This window comes from Pseudomonas sp. LjRoot71 (assembly GCF_964253255.1).
In the GTDB taxonomy this organism is placed as follows: Bacteria; Pseudomonadota; Gammaproteobacteria; order Pseudomonadales; family Pseudomonadaceae; genus Aquipseudomonas.
In genome coordinates this window covers 3,033,136-3,052,311 of sequence record NZ_CAXURA020000001.1, presented here as the reverse complement: position 1 = coordinate 3,052,311, position 19,176 = coordinate 3,033,136, and the positions used below count along the sequence as shown (strand labels likewise).

Sequence of the window (19,176 nt, the reverse complement as noted above, 5' to 3'; positions counted from 1 at the left end):
AAGCACCTCAATGCCCGAGGTACACCTCGATGACCTTGGGATTGCTCTGCACCGCCTCCATGCTGCCTTCGGCCAGTACCTTGCCCTGGTGCAGCACGGTGACCTTGTGCGCGATGCTTTTGACGAACTCCATGTCGTGCTCGATGACCAGCACCGAGCGGCCCTGGCTAATGCGCTTGAGCAGCTCGGCGGTCTGCAGCCGTTCGTTGACGCTCATGCCCGCCACCGGCTCGTCGAGCATCAGCAGTGCCGGGTCCTGCATCAGCAACATGCCGATCTCCAACCACTGCTTCTGCCCGTGCGAAAGCAGGTCGGCCTGCATATACAGCTGCTCGGCCAAGAGGATTTCCGCTGCCACCTCCTCGACCCGCGCAATCACCTCGGCAGTGCGTTTGAAGAACAGCGCGCCGAATACCTTGCGGCCCTTGGGGTAGGACATCTCCAGGTTCTCGAACACCGTGAGGTTTTCGTAGATCGAGGGGTTCTGGAACTTGCGCCCGACGCCGGCACGGACGATGTCGAACTCGCGCATCTTGGTCAGCTCGCGGTTCTCGAACTGGATGCTGCCGGCGGTGGCCTTGGTCTTGCCGCAGATCAGGTCCAGTACCGTGGTCTTGCCGGCGCCGTTGGGGCCGATCACCACGCGCACTTCGTTGCGGTCGATATACAGGTTGAGGTCGTCCACTGCCTTGAAACCATCGAACGACACGCTCAGGCCCTCGATGGCCAGCACCGGTTTGGGCATCTGGAATCCGCTTGGCTGGCTCATGGGGTGGTCTCCAGTTCACGGGGTTGGCTAGTGGCCGCCGGGGTTTCTGCGGCTGGCGAGGGTGTCGCGGCCAGTGCGGGTTTGCGGCTGAGTTTGCCCAGCCATTTGCGTCCGTGGCTTTCCCACAGCCCGGCGAGGCCGTTGGGGAAGTACATGACCACGGCGATAAACAGGCCGCCCATCAGGTACAGCCACAACTCGGGGAAGGTTTCGGAAAAGTAGGTCTTGCCGTAGTTGACCAGCAGCGCGCCATACACCGCGCCCAGCAGTGACATACGCCCGCCGACGGCAGCAAAGATCACCATTTCGATCGACGGCACGATGCCGACGAAGCTCGGTGACATAAAGCCGACCTGCAAGGCGAACATCGCCCCGCCGATAGCGGAGAACGCCGCCGCCACGCAGAACACGAAGATCTTGAAGCTGGCCACGTCGTAGCCGGAGAAACGCACCCGCTCCTCCTTGTCGCGCATGGCCATCAACAGGCGGCCGAGCTTGGAAGCGAGGATAAAGCGGCCAATCAGGATGCAGCCGAACAGCAGCAAGGCGTTGATGAAGTAGAGGATCATCTTCGAGCTGTCGTCGCGAATGTCCCAGCCCATCAGGGTTTTCAGGTCGGTGATGCCGTTGACCCCACCGGTCAGGCCCTGCTGGCCAATGATCAGTACGGTGAGGATCAGCGCAATCGCCTGGGTAACGATGGAGAAGTACACGTCACCGACGCGGCGCTTGAACATCGCTACGCCGATCACCAGCGCCAATATCACCGGCACCGCGATCACCGCCAGCAGGGTGAAACCGAAGCTGTGGAACGGCTGCCAGAGCAGCGGCAGTTCGGTGATCTGGTTCCAGTCCATGAAGTCCGGAATACCGGGGGTGGACTGGATCTTGGTGCTTTCCGGATCGCTGGCTTCGAGCTTGAGGAACATCGCCATGCAGTAACCGCCGAGGCCGAAGAACACGCCCTGGCCCAGGCTGAGAATGCCGCCGTAGCCCCAGCAGAGCACCAGGCCCACAGCGACGAAGGCGTAGGTCAGGTACTTGCCGACCATGTTCAGGCGAAAGGCATCCAGCGCCAGCGGGAACACCACCAGGATCAATGTGGCCAGCACCGCCAGGCCAATCGCGCCCTGTTTGCCGCCAAGAAACTTATCGAGTGTCGGGTTCATGGGACGGCTCCTTACTTGCGCACTTTGATGGAGAACAGCCCTTGCGGACGCAGCATCAGAATCAGGATCACCGCCGACAGGGTGAATACCTTGGCCATCGAGCCACTCATGAAGAACTCCATCAGCGACTGCGCCTGGGCAATGCTGAAGGCCGAGGCGATGGTGCCGAGCAGGCTCGACGCGCCGCCAAACACCACCACCAGGAAGGTGTCGACGATGTACAGCGAGCCGGCGGTCGGCCCGGTCGAGCCGATGGTGGTGAAGGCCGCACCCGCCACACCGGCCACTCCGCAGCCAAGGGCGAAGGTCATGCGGTCGACCTTCTTGGTATTGATCCCCACGGCACGGCTCATCACCCGGTTCTGCACCGTGGCGCGCACCTGCAAGCCCCAGCGCGAGCGGTAGAGCATGAGGAAGATCATGCCGGTCATCAGCACGGTGAGGCCCATGACGAACAGGCCGTTACGCGGAATGTCGATGGCCTCGGTGGGGTTCCATGAGCCCATCAGCCATTCCGGCAAGGTGGCGCTGACTTCCCGCGCACCGAAGATCGAACGGAACGCCTGCTGCATCACCAGCGACAGCCCCCAGGTGGCCAGCAAGGTGTCCAGCGGGCGCTGGTAGAGCTTGCTGATCATCGCCCACTCGGCGAGCCAGCCAATCGCACCGGCGATAAAAAACGACAGCACGACGGCAAGAAAAAAATAGTACGGGCCGAAAAACGGCGCGTATTGCTCGGTCAGTACCGAGACCACGTAGGTGGTGTAGGCGCCGATGGTGAGGAACTCACCGTGGGCCATGTTGATCACGCCCATCTGGCCGAAGATGATCGCCAGCCCCAGGGCCATCAGCAGCAGGACGCAGAAAACGGACAAACCGTTGAAGCCCTGCATGGCCGCGATGGCACCAAATTCCGATAGCCATTCCATGATGATGGTCTCCAGCTGGAAGAAAGAAACACGTCAGCCCGTACAGGCGTCAGGCGCACCTCGCGGGTACGCCCTGCCCTGAGTCCGGCTTAGGCCGCTGTTACTGGTAGCCTTTCGGGAATGGGTTCGGCTCGATCAAGCCGGATTCGAAAACCACCTTGAACTGGCCATCCTTCTGCACCTGGCCGATGCGGGTCTTGCTCCACAGGTGATGGTTGTCGTGCACCTTGACGTAGCCTTCCGGCGCAGTGGTCAACTCGATGCCAGGCGATGCGACAGCCACCTTGTCGACGTCAAAGCTGCCGGCTTTCTCGACTGCAGCCTTCCACAGCCATGGGCCGAGGTAGGCGGCCTGGGTCACGTCGCCGATCACCGAGTCCTTGCCGAACTTGGCCTTGAACGCTTCAACGAAGGCCTTGTTGTTCGGGTTGTCGAGGCTCTGGAAGTACTTCATGGAGGCGTAGAAACCGTCCATGTTCTCGCCGCCGATGCCCAGCAGCTCATCCTCGGTCACCGACAGAGTCAGCAGGTTCTGTTTGGCGCTGGTGACGCCAGCCGCTTTCATCTGCTTGTAGAAGGCGACGTTGGAGCCACCGACCACAGCGGTAAAGACCACATCAGGCTTCTTCAGTTTGACCTTGTTGATCAGCGAGCCGAACTGGGTGTTGCCCAGCGGGTAATACTCCTCACCGACCACCTTGCCGCCGAGCACGTTTTCGATGTGCTTGCGCGCGATCTTCATCGAGGTGCGCGGCCAGATGTAGTCCGAGCCAATCAGGTAGAAGGTCTTGGCGCCCTTCTCCTTGGCGATCCAGTCGAGGCCGGCGAGGATCTGCTGAGTCGCTTCCTGGCCGGTGTAGATAACGTTCTTCGACTGCTCCAGGCCTTCATAGAAGGTCGGGTAGTAGAGCAGGCCGTTTTCCTTCTCGAACACCGGCAGCACGGCTTTGCGCGAGGCCGAGGTCCAGCAGCCGAACACGGCAGCAACCTTGTCGCCGACCAGCAGCTTCTTGGCTTTTTCAGCGAAGGTTGGCCAGTCGGAGGCACCGTCTTCCTGAATGATCTTGATCTGCCGGCCGAGGATGCCGCCGCTGGCGTTGATCTGCTCGATGGCCAGGCGCTCGGCCTGGATCGAACCGGTTTCGGAAATGGCCATGGTGCCGGTGGCCGAATGCAGCTGACCGACCGTCACTTCGGTGTCGGTCACGGCCAGGCCGGTGGTGTTGACGTCGGCCAGAGCCATCTGGCTGAACACACTGGCCGCCAGCAGCGAGAGTGCCGCAGCACCCAACGCTAGCCGACGAGGGAGAAAGCGAGTCGGTGAATCCATGGTCATGCTCCTCTGGTGGTTTTCCTCCCTGGCTCGCCTTGCGGGTACCAGTTCGGTTCGCCACCAGCATGCGTTTGCCACCGGTGCGGGCGGTATACGCAGCATGACGTAACGGCATACGTCATCTGACGTACAGCTCAGCGCCCCACGCTGGTGCAAGCTCACGCCCGAGCTACTGGCAGATAGAGGCTCGCGCGCGCAAGGACGGCGGCTGCAGACGCAGGGCATGGATGTTGCAAATTCAAACAAGCGTATTAGCCACGACTCAGGAGCGTCCTTGTGCAGCCGACTGGCACCCAGCGCATCGTCAAGATCCGCCGCGACTACAACAGCTGGGTCGCCGACGAGACCATGGAAGACTACGCCCTGCGTTTCACCCCCAAGTCGTTTCGCAAGTGGTCAGAGCTGCGCATTGCCAACACCGCCCTCAGCGCGGTGTCGTTTCTCGCCCTGGAGGCCATCGGCGGCGCCCTGGCGCTGAGTTACGGTTTTACCAACACGCTGTGGGCCATCCTCGCGGTGAGCCTGGTGATCTTCCTCACCGGCCTGCCGATCAGCTACTACGCGGCGCGCTATGGCGTGGACATGGACCTGCTGACCCGTGGCGCCGGCTTCGGCTATATCGGCTCAACCATCACCTCGCTGATCTACGCCAGCTTCACCTTCCTGTTCTTCGCCCTTGAGGCGGCGATCATGGCGCTGGCCCTGGAGCTGTACTTCAACATCCCGCTGGCGCTGGCCTATGTCATCTGCTCGGTGATCGTTATCCCGTTGGTGGCCTACGGCATCACCCTGATCAACCGCTTGCAGATGTGGACCCAACCGCTGTGGCTGTTTCTGCTGTTCCTGCCCTACGTCTTCGTCATCGGCAAAAACCCCGAAGCGATCAGCGACTGGACCAGCTTCGCCGGCCGCGAGGGAGAAGGCGGCGCGTTCAACCTGCTGTACTTTGGCGCCGCCTGCACCGTGGCCCTGGCGTTGGTCACGCAGATTGGTGAGCAGGTCGACTACCTGCGCTTTCTGCCGGAAAAGGCCCGGCGCAACCGCAAGCGCTGGTGGGCCGCGCTGCTGATGGCCGGACCGGGCTGGATCATCCCCGGTGCGCTAAAAATGCTCGCCGGCGCCTTTCTGGCCTTTCTCGCTTTGCAGCATGAAATCCCCATGGAACGCGCCGCCGAGCCGACGCAGATGTACCTGGTGGCGTTCAACTATGTATTCAGCTCACCGGAGTGGGCGCTGGCGGCCATGGTGCTGTTCGTTATCGTCAGCCAGGTGAAGATCAATATGACCAACGCCTACGCCGGCTCGCTGGCCTGGTCGAACTTCTTTGCCCGCGTCACCCACAGCCATCCGGGGCGCGTGGTGTGGCTGGTGTTCAACGTCGCCATCGCGCTGATGCTGATGGAACTGGGCGTGTTCCAGGCCATTGAGGAAGTGCTCGGCCTGTACGCCAACATCGCCATCGCCTGGATCGGCGCGGTGGTGGCTGATCTGGTGATCAATAAGCCGCTGGGCCTGTCGCCCAAGCACATCGAGTTCAAGCGCGCACACCTCTACGACATCAACCCGGTCGGTGTCGGCGCCATGCTGATCGCCTCCTTGCTGTCGATCCTGGCCCACGGCGGACTGTTCGGCCAACTGGCGCAGGCTGCCTCACCGGTCGTCGCGCTCGGCTCGGCCATGCTCTTCGCCCCGCTGATTGCCTGGCTGACCGGCGGGCGCTACTACCTGGCGCGCAGCAGCGACCCGCTGTTGCTCTATCCACATGGTGTCACCACCACCGTGCAGTGCGGCCTGTGCAGTAACGCCTTTGAAAGCGAAGACATGGCCTTCTGCCCGGCCTACAGCACGCCGATCTGCTCGCTGTGCTGCTCGCTGGATGCGCGCTGCGGTGATGCCTGCAAACCTAGGGCGCGATTGTCCGAGCAGCTCGACGACTTTATCCGCTGGCTGTTCCCACGGGTCTCGATCCCGCGCCTGCACAGCCGCCTGGCTCAGTACCTGGGGCTGCTGACGGTGTTGGTGGCGCTGTTGTTCGGCGCCCTGGCGTTGATCTACAGCCAGGTGTCCCAGGGCTTGGTGGCACAATCGCCGGAGGCGCAGGAAACCCTCTATCTGGCGTTTCTCAAGGCCTTCCTGACCCTCTCGCTATTCGCCGCGATTCTCGCCTGGTGGGTGGTGCTGACCCGCGAAAGCCGTCGCGTGGCCCAGGAGGAGTCCGACCGCCAGACCCAACTGCTGATGCAGGAAATCGAGGCGCACCGCAAAACCGACGAAGCCCTGCAGAAAGCCAAGGAAGCCAGCGAAGCCGCCAACGCCGCCAAGAGTCGCTATGTCACCGGCCTGTCCCACGAGCTACGCACGCCGCTCAACAGCATCCTCGGCTACACGCAGATTCTGCAGCGTGATGCCGGCATGCCGGGGCAGCATCAGGACGCCCTGGCCACCATCTTTCGCAGCGGCTCGCACCTGCTGTCGCTGATCGACGGGTTGCTCGATGTGGCCAAGATCGAGGCCGGCAAGCTCAACCTGGAACTGACGGAAATCCCTTTCCCCGAATTTATCCACCAGCTCGAACGCATGTTCACTCCGCAGGCCGAGGAAAAAGGCCTGCGCTTTCGCCTGGAAACCAGCGGGCGTATGCCAGCGGTGGTACGCGGCGATGAGAAGCGCGTGCGGCAGATCCTGATCAACCTGCTCGGCAATGCGGTGCGCTTTACCGACAGCGGCGAGGTCTGCCTGCGCGTCAGCTACCTGCGCGAAACCGCCAGCTTCGAGATCGTCGACACCGGCATCGGCATCGACCCCGAGCAGATCGAACGGATCTTCCAACCGTTCGAGCGCGGCGACCTGATGCGCCAGGACAACGGCGTCGGCCTCGGCCTGACCATCACGCGCATGCTCACCTCGCTGATGGGCGGCGAGCTGTCAGTCAAAAGCGTGCAAGACCAGGGCACCAGCTTCCAGGTACGCCTGTTCCTCTCCGAGGTGCGCGTACCCCAGGCGGTGGTGCATGTAGAGCACGACATCATTGGTTATCAGGGCCCGCGCCGGCTGATTCTGGTGGTGGACGACCATATCGAACACCGCCGCGTGCTGGCCGGCATGCTCGAACCGCTGGGCTTCAACATCATCCAGGCCGCCAGCGGTCAGGAAGCGATTCGTCAGGCCGCCCTGCTGCACCCCGACCTGATTCTGATGGACCTGTCGATGCCGCAGATGGATGGCTGGGAAACCAGCCGGCTGATCCGCCGCAATGCCATGTCCCAGGCGCCGATCATCGTGATCTCCGCCAATGCCTTTGCCGATGACCGTGAACGCAGCGTCAGCGCTGACTGCAACGACTACCTGGCCAAACCGGTGCACACCCCGGAGTTGCTTGAGCGCATCCACAAGCACCTCGACCTGCAATGGCTGCGACGCACCGCCCACAGCCCGGCGGCCACAATGGGCCCCGCCGTACGCCCGAGCAGCAGTGACCTCGAAGCGCTGCGTGAACTCGGGGCCATCGGTTACATCCGCGGCATTCAGGAGAAACTCGACGCCATGGATCGGCTGACACCCGCCAGCGCCAGCTTCACCGCGCCCCTGCACGCCCTGGTGAAAAGCTACCGCCTGGATGAATTCAATCGCCAACTCAAGGAGGCCGAGCATGAACGTGCTGACCCATCCAGCTGAGCAGCACAGCCGCGCCGCCGAGCGCGGGGTGATCCTGATCGTCGACGACACCCCGGACAACCTGGCGCTGCTCTCCGATGCCCTCGATGAAGTGGGCTATATGGTGCTGGTGGCGCTGGATGGCCTGAGCGCGTTGAACCGTATCCAGCGCCGGCGCCCGGACCTGATTCTGCTCGACGCCATGATGCCGAGGCTGGACGGCTTCGAGACCTGCCAGCGGATCAAAGCCGATCCGGCCACTGCCGACATTCCAGTGCTGTTTATGACGGCCCTGACCGACAGCGAGCATGTGGTCAAAGGTTTTGAGGCCGGGGGCATCGACTACGTGACCAAGCCGATCAATACCGAAGAAGTCCTCGCCCGCGTAGCCTCACACCTGCGCACCGCGCGTATCCTGCAAACAGCGCGCGCCGCCAGTCAGGTGCAACCGCTGACACTGAACGATGAGCCCGCCTATGCGACGCTCTCGGCACGCTTTCAGCTCACTGAGCGCGAAGTTGAAGTGCTGCGCTGGGTGGCCTGCGGCAAGACCAACCGCGATATCGGCGACATCCTCGGCCTCAGCCCACGCACAGTGAACAAGCACCTGGAGCACGTCTACGTCAAACTCGGCGTGGAAACCCGCACCGCCGCCACCTCCGTGGCTCTCTCAGCGATGGCCGAGCGCGCCTGAGCCACACGGGCAAACGAGCATAAAAAAGCCCGCCGAAGTGGCGGGCTTTTCTGAAGTAGCAGCGGATCAGACGCGGAAGGCGCTAATCAGTTGCTTCAAGCGCGCCACCAACCCGGACAGCTCAAGGCTGGCCTGCTCGGTCTGGCTGGCACCGTCGGCGGTGCGCTCACCCGCCTGGCTGATCTGCACGATGTTCTGATCGATATCCTGCGCCACAGCCGTTTGCTCTTCGGCAGCCGTAGCAATCTGCTGGTTCTGGTCGACAATCATGCCCACCGCCCCGAGGATATTCTCCAGCGCCAGTTGCACCTTGGCCGACTCGTTGACCGTGTTATCGGCCATCTGATGGCTGGTGTTCATCGCCTTAACCGCCGCGCTCACGCCACTTTGCAGCTTGGCGATCATCGACTCGATTTCCTCGGTAGATTGTTGCGTACGCTTGGCCAGGTTACGCACCTCATCGGCCACGACGGCAAATCCACGGCCCTGCTCGCCGGCACGCGCCGCTTCAATGGCCGCGTTGAGCGCCAGCAGGTTGGTCTGTTCGGCAATGCCCTTGATCACGTCCAACACCTGGCTGATCGAGGCGCTGTCACTGGCCAGCTTGTTGATCACCGCCACCGACTGGTCGATTTCACCGGCCAGACGCTGGATGCTGCCCACCTGCGATTCGACCAGCGCACGTCCGGTGACCGTCTCATCATTTACGCTCTGCGCACTGCCTACAGCTGCGGCGGCGCTGCTGGCAACTTCCTGAGCGGTGGCCGACATCTGATTCATCGCCGTCGCCACCTGATCGATCTGCCCGCGCTGGCCAGTAACCGCCTGGTTGCTTTCACCGGAAACCAGCTGCACGCGATCGGCCTGACGCTCGACCTCGACCACGGTCTGCCCTACGCGCTCGATCAGTTCATGGATCTTGCTCACGGTTTCATTGAACACCTGGCCCAGCTCGCCCAGTTCATCCTGGCTCTGCGCCTTGAAGCTGACGGTCATGTCGCCGGCGGCAACCTGATTCATCACTTGGCCGAGTTTTTTCAGCGTGGTGCGAATCGACACATAGAAGCCGCTGTACAGGTAGACGATCAGCAGGAATACCACCACCAGAGCCACTGCCAGCAGCACCATCTGCACACGGTTTTCTTCCAGGCGCTGTTCCAGCTGCTTGTCGAGGAACACCAGCACCGCGCTGTTGAGCTGGTAGGTCTGCTCCATGGCAGCGCTGACATCGTTGTAGAACTGCGCCCAAGGTGTATCCAGGGAGTCGGCCACCACCACCTGATCTTCAAAGACCACGGCGATGGTTTTCAGGGTTTCCAGGCTGCTGGCTGCTGGGGTCGCCAGGCTGGTACGCGCCTGGGCACTGCTGTTGAGCGAGGCTTGCAGGTTCAGGCCGTACTCGGCGTGCAGCTTCTCCAGTTCCAGCAACAATTCGTCAAAAGCGGTACTGGCCGAGGAATTGAGAAAGCCCTGCGCCAGCGAGTAGGAGCCAATGGCACGCCCCTCACTGAGAGCAGCAGTGACCTTTGGCGTTTCGACAGTGATCAGCTCGACCATCTGCCGCACAGCACCTTCACGGTCCTGGCTCAGACCGGCTTGGCTGGCGACCAGTTTGATAAACACCTGGGAGGAACCCAGCAGCTTCTCGGCCAGGGCAATCTTGCCGTGCAGGGACGTCTCACTCTGCACCGCTGCCAGCTCGGCGATCAGCTCATCGCGCTTGCTGTTGAACTCATCAATCTGTTCGGTTTCACGCACTACCGCGGCCAGGCCTTGCAGCTCGCTGGAAATCTCCTGCTGCAGTTTGCTCAGGCGAGTTTCCAGATCGCCCGCCTGACCGGACTGACCGATCATCGCGTTGATTTCGATAAGATCGACAAAATCTTCAAGGTTACGCCGCAGCGTCAGGCTCTCGCCAAGCAGGTCGATGCTTTCAAGTGCCGCCTGAGTGCTGATGAACTGCCGGTAGGAGTCACGTACCAGATAGAAGTTGGTGACCAGCATGGGCAGAAAGAACAGAACACTGATCAGACTGAACTTCATGCCGAAGCTGAGGCGATTCATTAGCGCGATGGCCGGATACAACACGGTCTTCACAGGACGTCTCCAGTTCTAATTATTGTCGTGTCAGGTTACAAATTGGCCGCGCAGAATGGCAAATGGCGGCCTGTATGTCCCTTCCTGCTCGACCTGCGGCATATGGATCAGTGGGGGAAATACGGGCAGATTAACGTGATCAATGTCACAAAATAGCGGCCGAGCATGGCGCCATGTATACCTCTTATCGACCTCAATCTGTGTAACTTAAGGTTAATGATGCGCACATCACTGAAACTGGGCATTGATCTGGGTGGTACTAAAACCGAGATTATCGCCTTGCAAGGCGGCCAGCCTGTCATACGCCGCCGCGCCCCGACACCTCAGGGTGACTACCAGAAAACCGTTGGTCTGATTGTCAGCTTAGTTGAAGATTGCGAGCGTGAACTGGGCCAGCAAGGCAGCCTGGGCGTTGGCATCCCCGGCACTCGCTCACCAGACCACGGGCGCATCAAGAATGCCAACTCGCAGTGCCTGATCGGCCAGGACCTGCAGGCCGATCTCGAACAGCGCCTGCAACGCCCGGTACGCCTGGCAAACGACGCAGACTGCTTTACTCTTTCCGAAGCCTGCGATGGCGCTGGGGCAGGCGCTCCCAGCGTGTTCGGGGTCATTCTCGGCACGGGTGTGGGCGGCGGCCTGGTCGTGCGCCAGCAACTGCTCGGCGGCCCGAATGCGATTACCGGCGAATGGGGACACACCCCCCTGCCCTGGCGGCGTGCCGAAGACGGCCCAGCGCGACGCTGCTATTGCGGTCTGGACGATTGCATTGAAACCTTTCTCAGCGGCCCGGGTTGGGCGGCACGCAGTGAGCTGGGCCTTGAAGCGAACGCCATTGTGCCGGCAGCCCAAAGCGGCAACCCCGCAGCGCAACAGGCGTTGAGCCGCTACTGCGATCAGTTGGCACGCGGCTTGGCGTCAGTAATCAACCTGATTGATCCCCACGTCATCGTGCTCGGTGGCGGCCTGTCCAATACGGCCGAGCTGTACCAGCAGGTACTGCCGCGGCTGCCGCGTTACGTGTTTTCCGACCAGGTTAATACGCGTCTGCTGCCGGCCAAGCACGGCGACTCCAGCGGAGTGCGCGGAGCCGCCTGGCTGTGGAATGACGACCTCAGATAAGCAGCGTCCATACGGCAAACACCGCGTACCAGAACACCGCCGCCCGAACCAGCAGCTGCCATAGGCCATCCAGACTGCTGACACCGGCCTCGCCAATCACCGGCTCCGGCGTCTCGCCCGCCGCCCGTGCGGTCATGATTGCCAATTGGGCGGCGCTGATATCCCAGCTTAGCAACTCATGCAGCAAGGCCCGACTGACGCCGGCAAAGTTGCCCACCAGAGCAAAGCTGGCCGCCAGCCCCCTTACCGGTAACCAGTCGAAGCCATGACGGATCTGTACCGCGGCTTCACGCAGGGCCGGCTGAGTCGCCTGCTCACTGTTCAGCGCCACCAGACGATAAGCCAGCGCCGCCAACGGGCCGAGCAGCGCATACCAGAAGATCACCGCAAAGAAACTCTGGTAGGCCTGCCACACCAGATGCCCCTGTACGCGCTGCAGCAACTCACCCTCTTCATCGGCTTCCAGCGCCAGGTCACGCCGCGCCACCAGGTAGGCGGCTTCGGCATCGCCCCGTCGCCAGCTATCACGGAACGGCCCCAATGCCGCCAATAGATCGCCCCGTCCCAGGCTGTAGATCACTACCAGCAGGTGCACCGGCAAGGCCAGCCAGCCATAAGCCACCGGCTCCAACACCAGTAAAACCACACCCAGCACCGCAACCGGCAACAGCACCAAAGCCGCCAGCGCCAGCCAGGGCTGCGAAGCAGTCACCGCGCTACGTTCAGTGGCTGCCAGCAAGTGCAGCCAGGGGCCGTCCTGTTGGATACGGACGCGCCAGGCCGAAAACTTTTCGACCCATAACACCAGCAGTAGCACCAGAAAATTCATGTCAGCTCCTTGTCTTGCTGCAGTCCAAGGCGCAGCGCAGCCCAATCGAATGCCGGGCCCGGATCGGTCTTGCGCCCTGGCGCAATATCGCTATGACCACAGATCCGCTCTAGGGTGATAGCCGGATAAACCGCCTGCAACTGTCGGGTCAAGGCAATCAGCGCCGCATATTGTTGTGCCGTAAACGGAAGATCGTCGGTGCCCTCAAGCTCAATGCCCAGGGAAAAATCATTGCAGTTCTCCCGCCCGGCAAATAGCGACTGCCCGGCATGCCAGGCGCGCTCGTTACAGGAAACGAACTGGGTAACAACACCATCGCGCTCAATCAGAAAATGCGCCGACACCTGCATGCTGGCAATGCCGGCAAAATAGGGATGCTCATCCGCATCCAGACGATTCTGAAAAAATGCCTGCACCTTGCCTGTGCCAAATTGCCCAGGAGGAAGGCTGATGTTGTGAATCACCAGTAACGACACTTCACCCAGCGGACGCTGATTGAAGTTGGGGGACGGACAGTGCGCAATGCCATCACACCACCCACTGGAAGGGTCCAGCTGCATACAAAGCTCCTTGAACGAGCCCCCACTCTAGTGCAGCGACGCCCCAAGGCCAACTGCCGCACAAATGAAAACGCCGCCAGGCAATGCCCGGCGGCGCTTTCATTTGTGCAACTCAGCCGGCGAGCGCTTAGGCGCCCTTGAGTTTGCGCAGGTTGCCGATCACCGACTCCAGCGCGCGGTCAAACAGCAGCGCATCATCAAGCAGGCGAATGGCGCTGCGGCGGAACTCCACAGCCAGCCCCATGCGGGTTTTCTCCAGCACCTTCATGCCGGTGCGGTTGACGAAGATGTACTTGCCGGTCGGTTTGATGATCGCTGCCAGCTTGCAACGCAGCTTGTGCTCTTCGTCTTCCTGAAACTCGACCCAACTACCAACGCGCAGGTTGTCGACTTGCTGCAGAGACTCGTCATCGTCCGGCAGGCTGGCCTCCGGCTCCAGCGGACGCAGCTCGCCTGGCGCCAGCAAAATGATTTCCTCGACCACCTCAACCATGGCCGGTTCTTCCACGGCCTCGGCAGCAGGCAGCTCCAGCAGCGGCAGCTCGATGCCGGCCTCCGCCAGTGCCGCGCGCTGCTGCTCATCGATCTCGACCAGTGGCTCGGCATCCGCTGCCGGCGCTTCTTCCGGCAGACTGCGCTTGAAGCGCTGGAAGGCTTGCACATGCAGGGCCTCCAGCTGACTGAAGAACTCACCGGTAGAGAACGGATCAAACGCCGCACTGGCCATGCCTTCACGCAGCGCCTTGAGCAGCCCCGGCACCATTTCCAGCAAACGCATGCGCGCTTCCGGCTCTTCGTGCAGTTCCACGCTCCAGACCAGATCATCCATGGTCGCCAGCGCCGCCTGCCACTCAGCCGACTCAACGCCGTGCTTCAGGCAGGTCAGCATCAGTACCTTGCTCCAGGCTTCCTGGAGCAAACGCACCACCACTTCCGGCAGGGTCTTGCCGAGCAGACGCTCGTTCAATGCCTGTTCGACTTCACGACGAGCCAGCGCAGCCTTGGCACTGCCCTCTTCGGCATCGCGGGTACGTTGCTCAAGCAACTCGCTGCGCCGACGCTCATCCCCGGTAAAAGCCAGGAAGTCCGCCAGCAACTCAGAGAAGATCACCGGATCGTCAACAAAATCATTGAGCAAGCGTTGCACCACCTGCTCAATCTTTTGATACAGGCTGTCACGTTGCGCATCATCCTGCTCGCCCCAGCCCAATGCAGCAGAGGCGATCTCATTCAGCAGTCGGCGTGCCGGATGGCTGCCACGGCTGAAGAAGGTCTTGTCGATGACCGCGACTTTCAGCATCGGGATCTGCAAACGACCAATCAGGGCCTTGAGTGAATCCGGCAGGGTACGATCATCCAGAATAAACTCGAAGAGCATCGACACCAGGTTGATGACATCTTCATCAACCTCACCCACCACACGAGCTTTACCTGCCTTGGCGCTGGCACGGGTCAGCAGGCCTTCCAGCTGTTCACGCAAGTCAAAGTCATCACTGACCTGCGCAGGCGCCTTCTGCTGCATATGCGAGAGAAGGCGCATCAAATCATTGGTCGAGATCGGCATGGCGTCAGCCGGCCGGTTACGCCGTGGAATCAGCGTACCGCGCGCCTGCGACAGCAGCTCCTGCAACGCGCCGAAGACCTCCTGCACGCCTTCATCAGCAAACTCGCCACTCAGCTCTGGCGCGGCATCCGCACGGGCACAGCCCGCAGACGTACTGGCCCGCGACGGGTTACGCCGCACGGGCGCAGATTTCAGCTCAGGCAGAACACCCGCCGCAATCAGCGCTTGGTTGGCCTCGCCATACAATTGATCAAGGTCGCTGAGAACGTATTTCTCAAAAAGCTTAAGGATGATCAGCTTGACCCTGATCTCCACACCCAGACTGCTACAGGCATCCAGAAAGAACTCGCACAGGCAGGTCGGGCCAACCGGATTGCTCTTGTCATCCAGCTTCTTGCTGACCATGGCATTGAAACGCGTGGTCAGGTGGCTGAGCGCTGCAGCGTCGCGGCTCATCACCTTGGCGACCATCGAGTCCAGCGCTACCGACTCTTCCAACGCATCGTTCTGCACCAGAGACAGGCTGTCGAACGACACCGCATCCAAGGGTGCCGGTTTACCGATTTCGTATTGATTAAGGGTGGCGAAGGCTTCAAACACCTTCTGCAGGAAGCCGCGCTCAATGTTCTTGCGCTTCAGGCGCAAGTCGCGCATTGCCTCGAAAAAAGCATTCTGCTCAGCATTGCTGGTGGCCCGATCCGCCATCTCGAACAGCGTATCGTCGGCATTGTCGAAAAGCGCCTGCAACGCTGTTTTCAGCTGTTGCGCCGCTTTATCCCGCACATTTGTCAGCGCCACAGGCAGTCTTCCTACCGGCGAAGTGGGCGATTGCTCAGGGACCACCTTGCTCAGGTGAACCACATTCGCATCAGTCTTCATTGCGAGTCTCCTGCAGACTGCCCCTCTTGGGCGAACCGATCTGCACAGCGATCAACTGAGCGTCATCCGTAACGTCAAAGGCCTGGCGTCAACAATTTTAAAAAGTAAAGCCATTATAGGGATGCACGCACACATACCAAGCTGACTTTTCTTCCAGACATGACCCAGGTCACAGATGTAGCGCTACAGCCTCCCAACGGTTATCTGCGTACGACCAACGCAACCCTGCATCGAACAATGGCCGCACACAACTATTTCATCAGCATAGCGCTACAGCGCCTGGTGAACAGCGGCAAAGACTGCGCAAACAGCCATCAAACCCTATAATCGGCGCATTCTGCTGACTGGAGCTCATCATGCCTAACCTTATCCTCGCCGACCTCGCCCACGAAATCGAGGCCAACGTGCGCCGCGCACTGGCAGAGGATATTGGTAGCGGCGATATCACCGCCCAGCTGATCCCCGCCGAGCGCCTGGCCCACGCCAAAGTGATCACCCGCGAAGCAGCGGTCATCTGTGGCACCGCCTGGGTGGATGCGGCGTTTCGCCAACTCGACGACTGCGTCAGCGTGCATTGGCACGTTCAGGACGGCCAACGTGCCGACCCCAACCAAGTGCTGTTTGAGCTGGAAGGCCCCGCTCGCGCCCTGCTCAGCGGCGAACGCAGCGCGCTGAACTTTCTGCAAACCCTCTCCGCCGTCGCCACCCGCTGCCAGCACTATGCCGACCTGGTGCAAGGTACCGCCGTCAAACTGCTCGACACCCGTAAAACCCTGCCAGGCCTACGCCTGGCACAAAAGTACGCCGTCACCCAGGGCGGCTGCCACAACCACCGCATCGGCCTGTATGACGCCTTCCTTATTAAGGAAAACCATATCGCCGCCTGCGGCGGTATCGCCCAAGCCGTAACCGCCGCCCACAAGATCGCCCCAGGCAAGCCAGTGGAGGTTGAAGTAGAAAGTCTGGAAGAACTGCGCCAGGCACTGGATGCCGGGGCCGACATCATCATGCTGGACGAGCTAAGCCTGGACGAAATGCGCCAAGCCGTCGCCCTCACCCAAGGCCAGGCAAAACTGGAAGCCTCGGGCGGGGTAAACGAAAATACCTTGCGGGCAATTGCTGAAACTGGAGTGGATTATGTGTCGATTGGCACACTGACCAAGGATGTAAAGGCGGTCGATTTGTCGATGCGGCTAAGCCTTTAGCGCCTGCAAACGCGTTTTGCGTTTTAGCCGCCTAGCAGTGATTCTATCACTGCGCTCAACCCACACAATACGTTACGTCGATATAGCCTTACTTGCTCGAGTTAATGAACTCCAGAAATGCTCGTAAAGAGCTATCGTTTTGAGCGCCCTGCTGGAGAGATTCAATAGCGCCCGCATAATTCTGATCGCCATGCATGGACCTCATTCTTTCGAGCATCTCGGCTGCTTTATCGAAATCACCCTGTTCTACCAGAATCAGAATATAGCGATAAAATGCAGGCACATAGGGGTAACTGTAGACAAGTCGCTCGGCCTCAGCGGCTCTTTCATCAAGGCTACCCGGCAATTGCATTCTCATAAAATCAATAAACGAACTCATACCCGTCAAGAAGAAATACGAATTATCCGGCGAAGAGTATTCTGTAACGCCGACACGCGCCATCTCAAAACGTAGGTTTCGGAAGTCAACCTCCAAAACCCGATAGTCACGCCAAACAACTACAAGGAAAAAACAAAAAGCAGCAATCACCCCCAAAAAAGGTACAAACCTGAGCTTACAATCCTTTCCTCCAAGATAGCCAAGATAAAGAAAGAACGGAATCAGAAAGTAAGAATACTCCAGAGGATACTCAAGAAGAGCATGAACCCCGATAACTGCAACACAGAGCGCAGCAAAAGCTGAATCCAGATCACGCACACACCAGAACGTCTTTATCAGCCATACGCCAAACAACACGACTACAATAACGCCTACATAGATCCCATTCCACACAAGCATATCTACGATAATACTATGAGAATGCAAGGTAAACATTGCCACCGGATACGCCAATGCATAATCAACTTGCGCTGCGGCCACCTGCCCCCATCCGTAACCTAGCCCGCCTTTATCCCACGACGCTTGTATCAACTGCCACCATATATGCAACCGCTCCGTACTTGTAAAGCGGTCATAAACACCAACGGCAGAACCAGGCTCAATTAAATAAAATTCAGCAGCCAAATCAGCCTGCCAAGCGGCCCCCAAAACGAGCACCAGACCACCCAAAAGATAAGCAAAAAAAACCAAACCGCCTCTAAGGCCACCCCAATAAAACCAGAGCACGCCGATCAATACATACTGCAGCAACGCCATCCTTGATGCAGCTAAAACCATACCCACAACAAGCCAGACCGTGACCACGGCAAGCATCCATCCAGATATGCATCGTTTGTAATTCAGCCATAGCGCCGACACCAGCCCAAGCCCAAGAAGAGTGACTAGATGGTTAGCCTGACCTATATTTGCCGTGGCGCGTGCACCGGCACCCGGCGTCAACACCCAAATAGTTTCCCACGTATCAAACCACTGCCCAAGCGCAATACCTGAAGAGATTACACCAAGCGCTAGAAAACCAACCGCGCCAAAATAAATCACTCCCGCCTGACGCCCCAGCATAAAGGCCAAAACAGCTGACAACAGATAGAAACTCACCAACCATGCTGTTTCAACAGAATAGATAATGGTTGAAAAGTACTGCCCCCACACAACCAACAACAAAACAAAAATCAAACAAACCGGAAACCCTACTACCAGGTCATCTCTACGAGCCAAAACCCAAAAGAAAAACAAACCAAGAAAAGCCACATACTCACTGTAAAAATTAAACCAAGGCTGATAATGATTAGGGGCAAATAACGCAACAAATAAAAAAAAGAAAAAAACACAAACAGCCGAACCCTGACTAGCAAATCCCTTATTCATAATTAAAACTCATCACCCCAATAAAAAAAGGCAGCGTACGCTGCCTTTTTTTTACCCAAAATTACTGAGCGGTAAAGGTACCAGTTGGAGCCGTGCTGTAATCGTGGTTGCAGGAACCCGGCAACACTTTTTGAACAGCTGCGTTATTACCACCACAACGCCAGCTACTGATAGCATTGCCAATGCTCGCAACAGTGAGTGGCGCAGGGGTAGCTGCACCGTCCATTGGCTCAAGGTAAACATACCCACCATTAACAGTACTATCAAGGTTACGAATGGTTACACGAACCGCACCATCTGCAGTTGTAGCAATCTCACGCACATACTGAGTTGTACCAGCAGAGCTTTCACAACCCCAATTACCTGCACCAGGACCACTGCTAAGAGTTTGATATTTCTCAGTTACTGTTGTACGGCAAGAACTGGCAGCCAAGGTCACTTCAGACATCTTAGCTTTCTTGGTGTAATCCTGATAAGCAGGCAGTGCAACAGCAGCCAGAATACCGATAATCGCAACCACGATCATCAGCTCGATCAGGGTAAAGCCTTTTTGCATTTGAGCTTTCATAAAGCATCTCCTAGTTATGTTCAGGTCAACGACCTAACCCAAGCAAAGCATCCTTCATGC

The 19,176-nt window shown here is 59.4% G+C and carries 14 protein-coding genes and 1 pseudogene; 4 read left to right on the top strand and 11 right to left on the bottom strand.

Going from position 1 to position 19,176, the window contains the following annotated elements; translation table 11 throughout:
- Positions 1-7: 7 nt before the first annotated feature.
- The 4 genes from urtD to urtA all read right to left on the bottom strand — a co-directional run bounded on the left by urtD (position 8) and on the right by urtA (position 4,197).
- Positions 8-769 (bottom strand): urea ABC transporter ATP-binding protein UrtD, encoded by a 762-nt coding sequence (urtD, locus tag ACSQ17_RS14330; RefSeq protein ID WP_436069354.1) that lies wholly within the window; start codon positions 767-769, stop codon positions 8-10.
- Positions 766-1,938: an urea ABC transporter permease subunit UrtC gene (gene urtC, locus ACSQ17_RS14325; protein WP_436069353.1), complete on the bottom strand. Its 1,173-nt coding sequence runs from the start codon at positions 1,936-1,938 to the stop codon at positions 766-768. Before urtC ends, urtD begins: the two co-directional genes overlap by 4 nt.
- Before the next feature lie 11 nt (positions 1,939-1,949).
- The gene (gene urtB / locus ACSQ17_RS14320; RefSeq protein ID WP_436069352.1) at positions 1,950-2,867 is read right to left on the bottom strand and encodes an urea ABC transporter permease subunit UrtB; all 918 of its coding nucleotides are present in this window, start codon (positions 2,865-2,867) and stop codon (positions 1,950-1,952) included.
- Between the two features lie 100 nt (positions 2,868-2,967).
- On the bottom strand, positions 2,968-4,197 hold the full coding sequence (gene urtA / locus ACSQ17_RS14315) for an urea ABC transporter substrate-binding protein (protein WP_436069351.1): 1,230 nt from the start codon (positions 4,195-4,197) through the stop codon (positions 2,968-2,970).
- Positions 4,198-4,476: 279 nt separating this feature from the next.
- Between urtA and ACSQ17_RS14310 the strand changes: the two genes are divergently transcribed.
- Positions 4,477-7,875 carry an ATP-binding protein gene (locus ACSQ17_RS14310; RefSeq protein ID WP_436069350.1) on the top strand — a complete coding sequence of 1,133 codons (3,399 nt, stop codon included), beginning with the start codon at positions 4,477-4,479 and terminating at the stop codon, positions 7,873-7,875.
- Positions 7,850-8,548 (top strand): response regulator, encoded by a 699-nt coding sequence (locus ACSQ17_RS14305; protein ID WP_436069349.1) that lies wholly within the window; start codon positions 7,850-7,852, stop codon positions 8,546-8,548. The genes ACSQ17_RS14310 and ACSQ17_RS14305 overlap by 26 nt, the downstream gene beginning before the upstream one ends.
- A 66-nt stretch (positions 8,549-8,614) precedes the next feature.
- Here ACSQ17_RS14305 and ACSQ17_RS14300 read toward each other — a convergent pair whose 3' ends face one another.
- On the bottom strand, positions 8,615-9,319 hold the full coding sequence (locus ACSQ17_RS14300) for a methyl-accepting chemotaxis protein (RefSeq protein WP_436070483.1): 705 nt from the start codon (positions 9,317-9,319) through the stop codon (positions 8,615-8,617).
- Between the two features lie 153 nt (positions 9,320-9,472).
- A pseudogene (locus tag ACSQ17_RS14295) lies at positions 9,473-9,676 on the bottom strand (HAMP domain-containing protein); the annotation flags it as partial.
- Between the two features lie 1,188 nt (positions 9,677-10,864).
- Between ACSQ17_RS14295 and ACSQ17_RS14290 the strand changes: the two are divergent.
- On the top strand, positions 10,865-11,767 hold the full coding sequence (locus tag ACSQ17_RS14290; RefSeq protein WP_436069348.1) for an ROK family protein: 903 nt from the start codon (positions 10,865-10,867) through the stop codon (positions 11,765-11,767).
- Here ACSQ17_RS14290 and ampE read toward each other — a convergent pair.
- The 3 genes from ampE to ACSQ17_RS14275 all read right to left on the bottom strand — a co-directional run bounded on the left by ampE (position 11,760) and on the right by ACSQ17_RS14275 (position 15,599).
- The gene (ampE, locus tag ACSQ17_RS14285) at positions 11,760-12,596 is read right to left on the bottom strand and encodes a regulatory signaling modulator protein AmpE (RefSeq protein ID WP_436069347.1); all 837 of its coding nucleotides are present in this window, start codon (positions 12,594-12,596) and stop codon (positions 11,760-11,762) included. The genes ACSQ17_RS14290 and ampE overlap by 8 nt on opposite strands.
- Positions 12,593-13,156 carry a 1,6-anhydro-N-acetylmuramyl-L-alanine amidase AmpD gene (gene ampD, locus ACSQ17_RS14280; RefSeq protein ID WP_436069346.1) on the bottom strand — a complete coding sequence of 188 codons (564 nt, stop codon included), beginning with the start codon at positions 13,154-13,156 and terminating at the stop codon, positions 12,593-12,595. Before ampD ends, ampE begins: the two co-directional genes overlap by 4 nt.
- Before the next feature lie 127 nt (positions 13,157-13,283).
- Positions 13,284-15,599 (bottom strand): DUF1631 domain-containing protein, encoded by a 2,316-nt coding sequence (locus ACSQ17_RS14275; protein WP_436069345.1) that lies wholly within the window; start codon positions 15,597-15,599, stop codon positions 13,284-13,286.
- A 356-nt stretch (positions 15,600-15,955) separates the two neighbouring features.
- Between ACSQ17_RS14275 and nadC the strand changes: the two genes are divergently transcribed.
- Positions 15,956-16,804, top strand: a complete 849-nt coding sequence (gene nadC, locus ACSQ17_RS14270) for a carboxylating nicotinate-nucleotide diphosphorylase (protein WP_436069344.1) — start codon at positions 15,956-15,958, stop codon at positions 16,802-16,804.
- Positions 16,805-16,892: 88 nt separating this feature from the next.
- Here the strand turns inward: nadC and ACSQ17_RS14265 are convergent, their stop codons facing one another.
- Both ACSQ17_RS14265 and ACSQ17_RS14260 read right to left on the bottom strand, forming a co-directional pair.
- Positions 16,893-18,548 carry a Wzy polymerase domain-containing protein gene (locus tag ACSQ17_RS14265; RefSeq protein WP_436069343.1) on the bottom strand — a complete coding sequence of 552 codons (1,656 nt, stop codon included), beginning with the start codon at positions 18,546-18,548 and terminating at the stop codon, positions 16,893-16,895.
- A gap of 61 nt (positions 18,549-18,609) precedes the next feature.
- Positions 18,610-19,116, bottom strand: a complete 507-nt coding sequence (locus tag ACSQ17_RS14260) for a pilin (RefSeq protein ID WP_436069342.1) — start codon at positions 19,114-19,116, stop codon at positions 18,610-18,612.
- Positions 19,117-19,176 lie beyond the last annotated feature (60 nt).

What these genes read in the sequence shown, in the direction of transcription:
- ACSQ17_RS14300 (WP_436070483.1), bottom strand. Translation starts at nt 9,319, where the DNA reads ATGTCGGCCACCGCTCAGGAAGTTGCCAGCAGCGCCGCCGCAGCTGTA.
- ACSQ17_RS14290 (WP_436069348.1), top strand. Translation starts at nt 10,865, where the DNA reads ATGCGCACATCACTGAAACTGGGCATTGATCTGGGTGGTACTAAAACC.
- urtB (WP_436069352.1), bottom strand. Translation starts at nt 2,867, where the DNA reads ATGGAATGGCTATCGGAATTTGGTGCCATCGCGGCCATGCAGGGCTTC.
- ACSQ17_RS14275 (WP_436069345.1), bottom strand. Translation starts at nt 15,599, where the DNA reads ATGAAGACTGATGCGAATGTGGTTCACCTGAGCAAGGTGGTCCCTGAG.
- ACSQ17_RS14305 (WP_436069349.1), top strand. Translation starts at nt 7,850, where the DNA reads ATGAACGTGCTGACCCATCCAGCTGAGCAGCACAGCCGCGCCGCCGAG.
- urtC (WP_436069353.1), bottom strand. Translation starts at nt 1,938, where the DNA reads ATGAACCCGACACTCGATAAGTTTCTTGGCGGCAAACAGGGCGCGATT.
- ACSQ17_RS14265 (WP_436069343.1), bottom strand. Translation starts at nt 18,548, where the DNA reads ATGAATAAGGGATTTGCTAGTCAGGGTTCGGCTGTTTGTGTTTTTTTC.
- urtA (WP_436069351.1), bottom strand. Translation starts at nt 4,197, where the DNA reads ATGGATTCACCGACTCGCTTTCTCCCTCGTCGGCTAGCGTTGGGTGCT.
- urtD (WP_436069354.1), bottom strand. Translation starts at nt 769, where the DNA reads ATGAGCCAGCCAAGCGGATTCCAGATGCCCAAACCGGTGCTGGCCATC.
- ampD (WP_436069346.1), bottom strand. Translation starts at nt 13,156, where the DNA reads ATGCAGCTGGACCCTTCCAGTGGGTGGTGTGATGGCATTGCGCACTGT.
- ampE (WP_436069347.1), bottom strand. Translation starts at nt 12,596, where the DNA reads ATGAATTTTCTGGTGCTACTGCTGGTGTTATGGGTCGAAAAGTTTTCG.
- nadC (WP_436069344.1), top strand. Translation starts at nt 15,956, where the DNA reads ATGCCTAACCTTATCCTCGCCGACCTCGCCCACGAAATCGAGGCCAAC.
- ACSQ17_RS14260 (WP_436069342.1), bottom strand. Translation starts at nt 19,116, where the DNA reads ATGAAAGCTCAAATGCAAAAAGGCTTTACCCTGATCGAGCTGATGATC.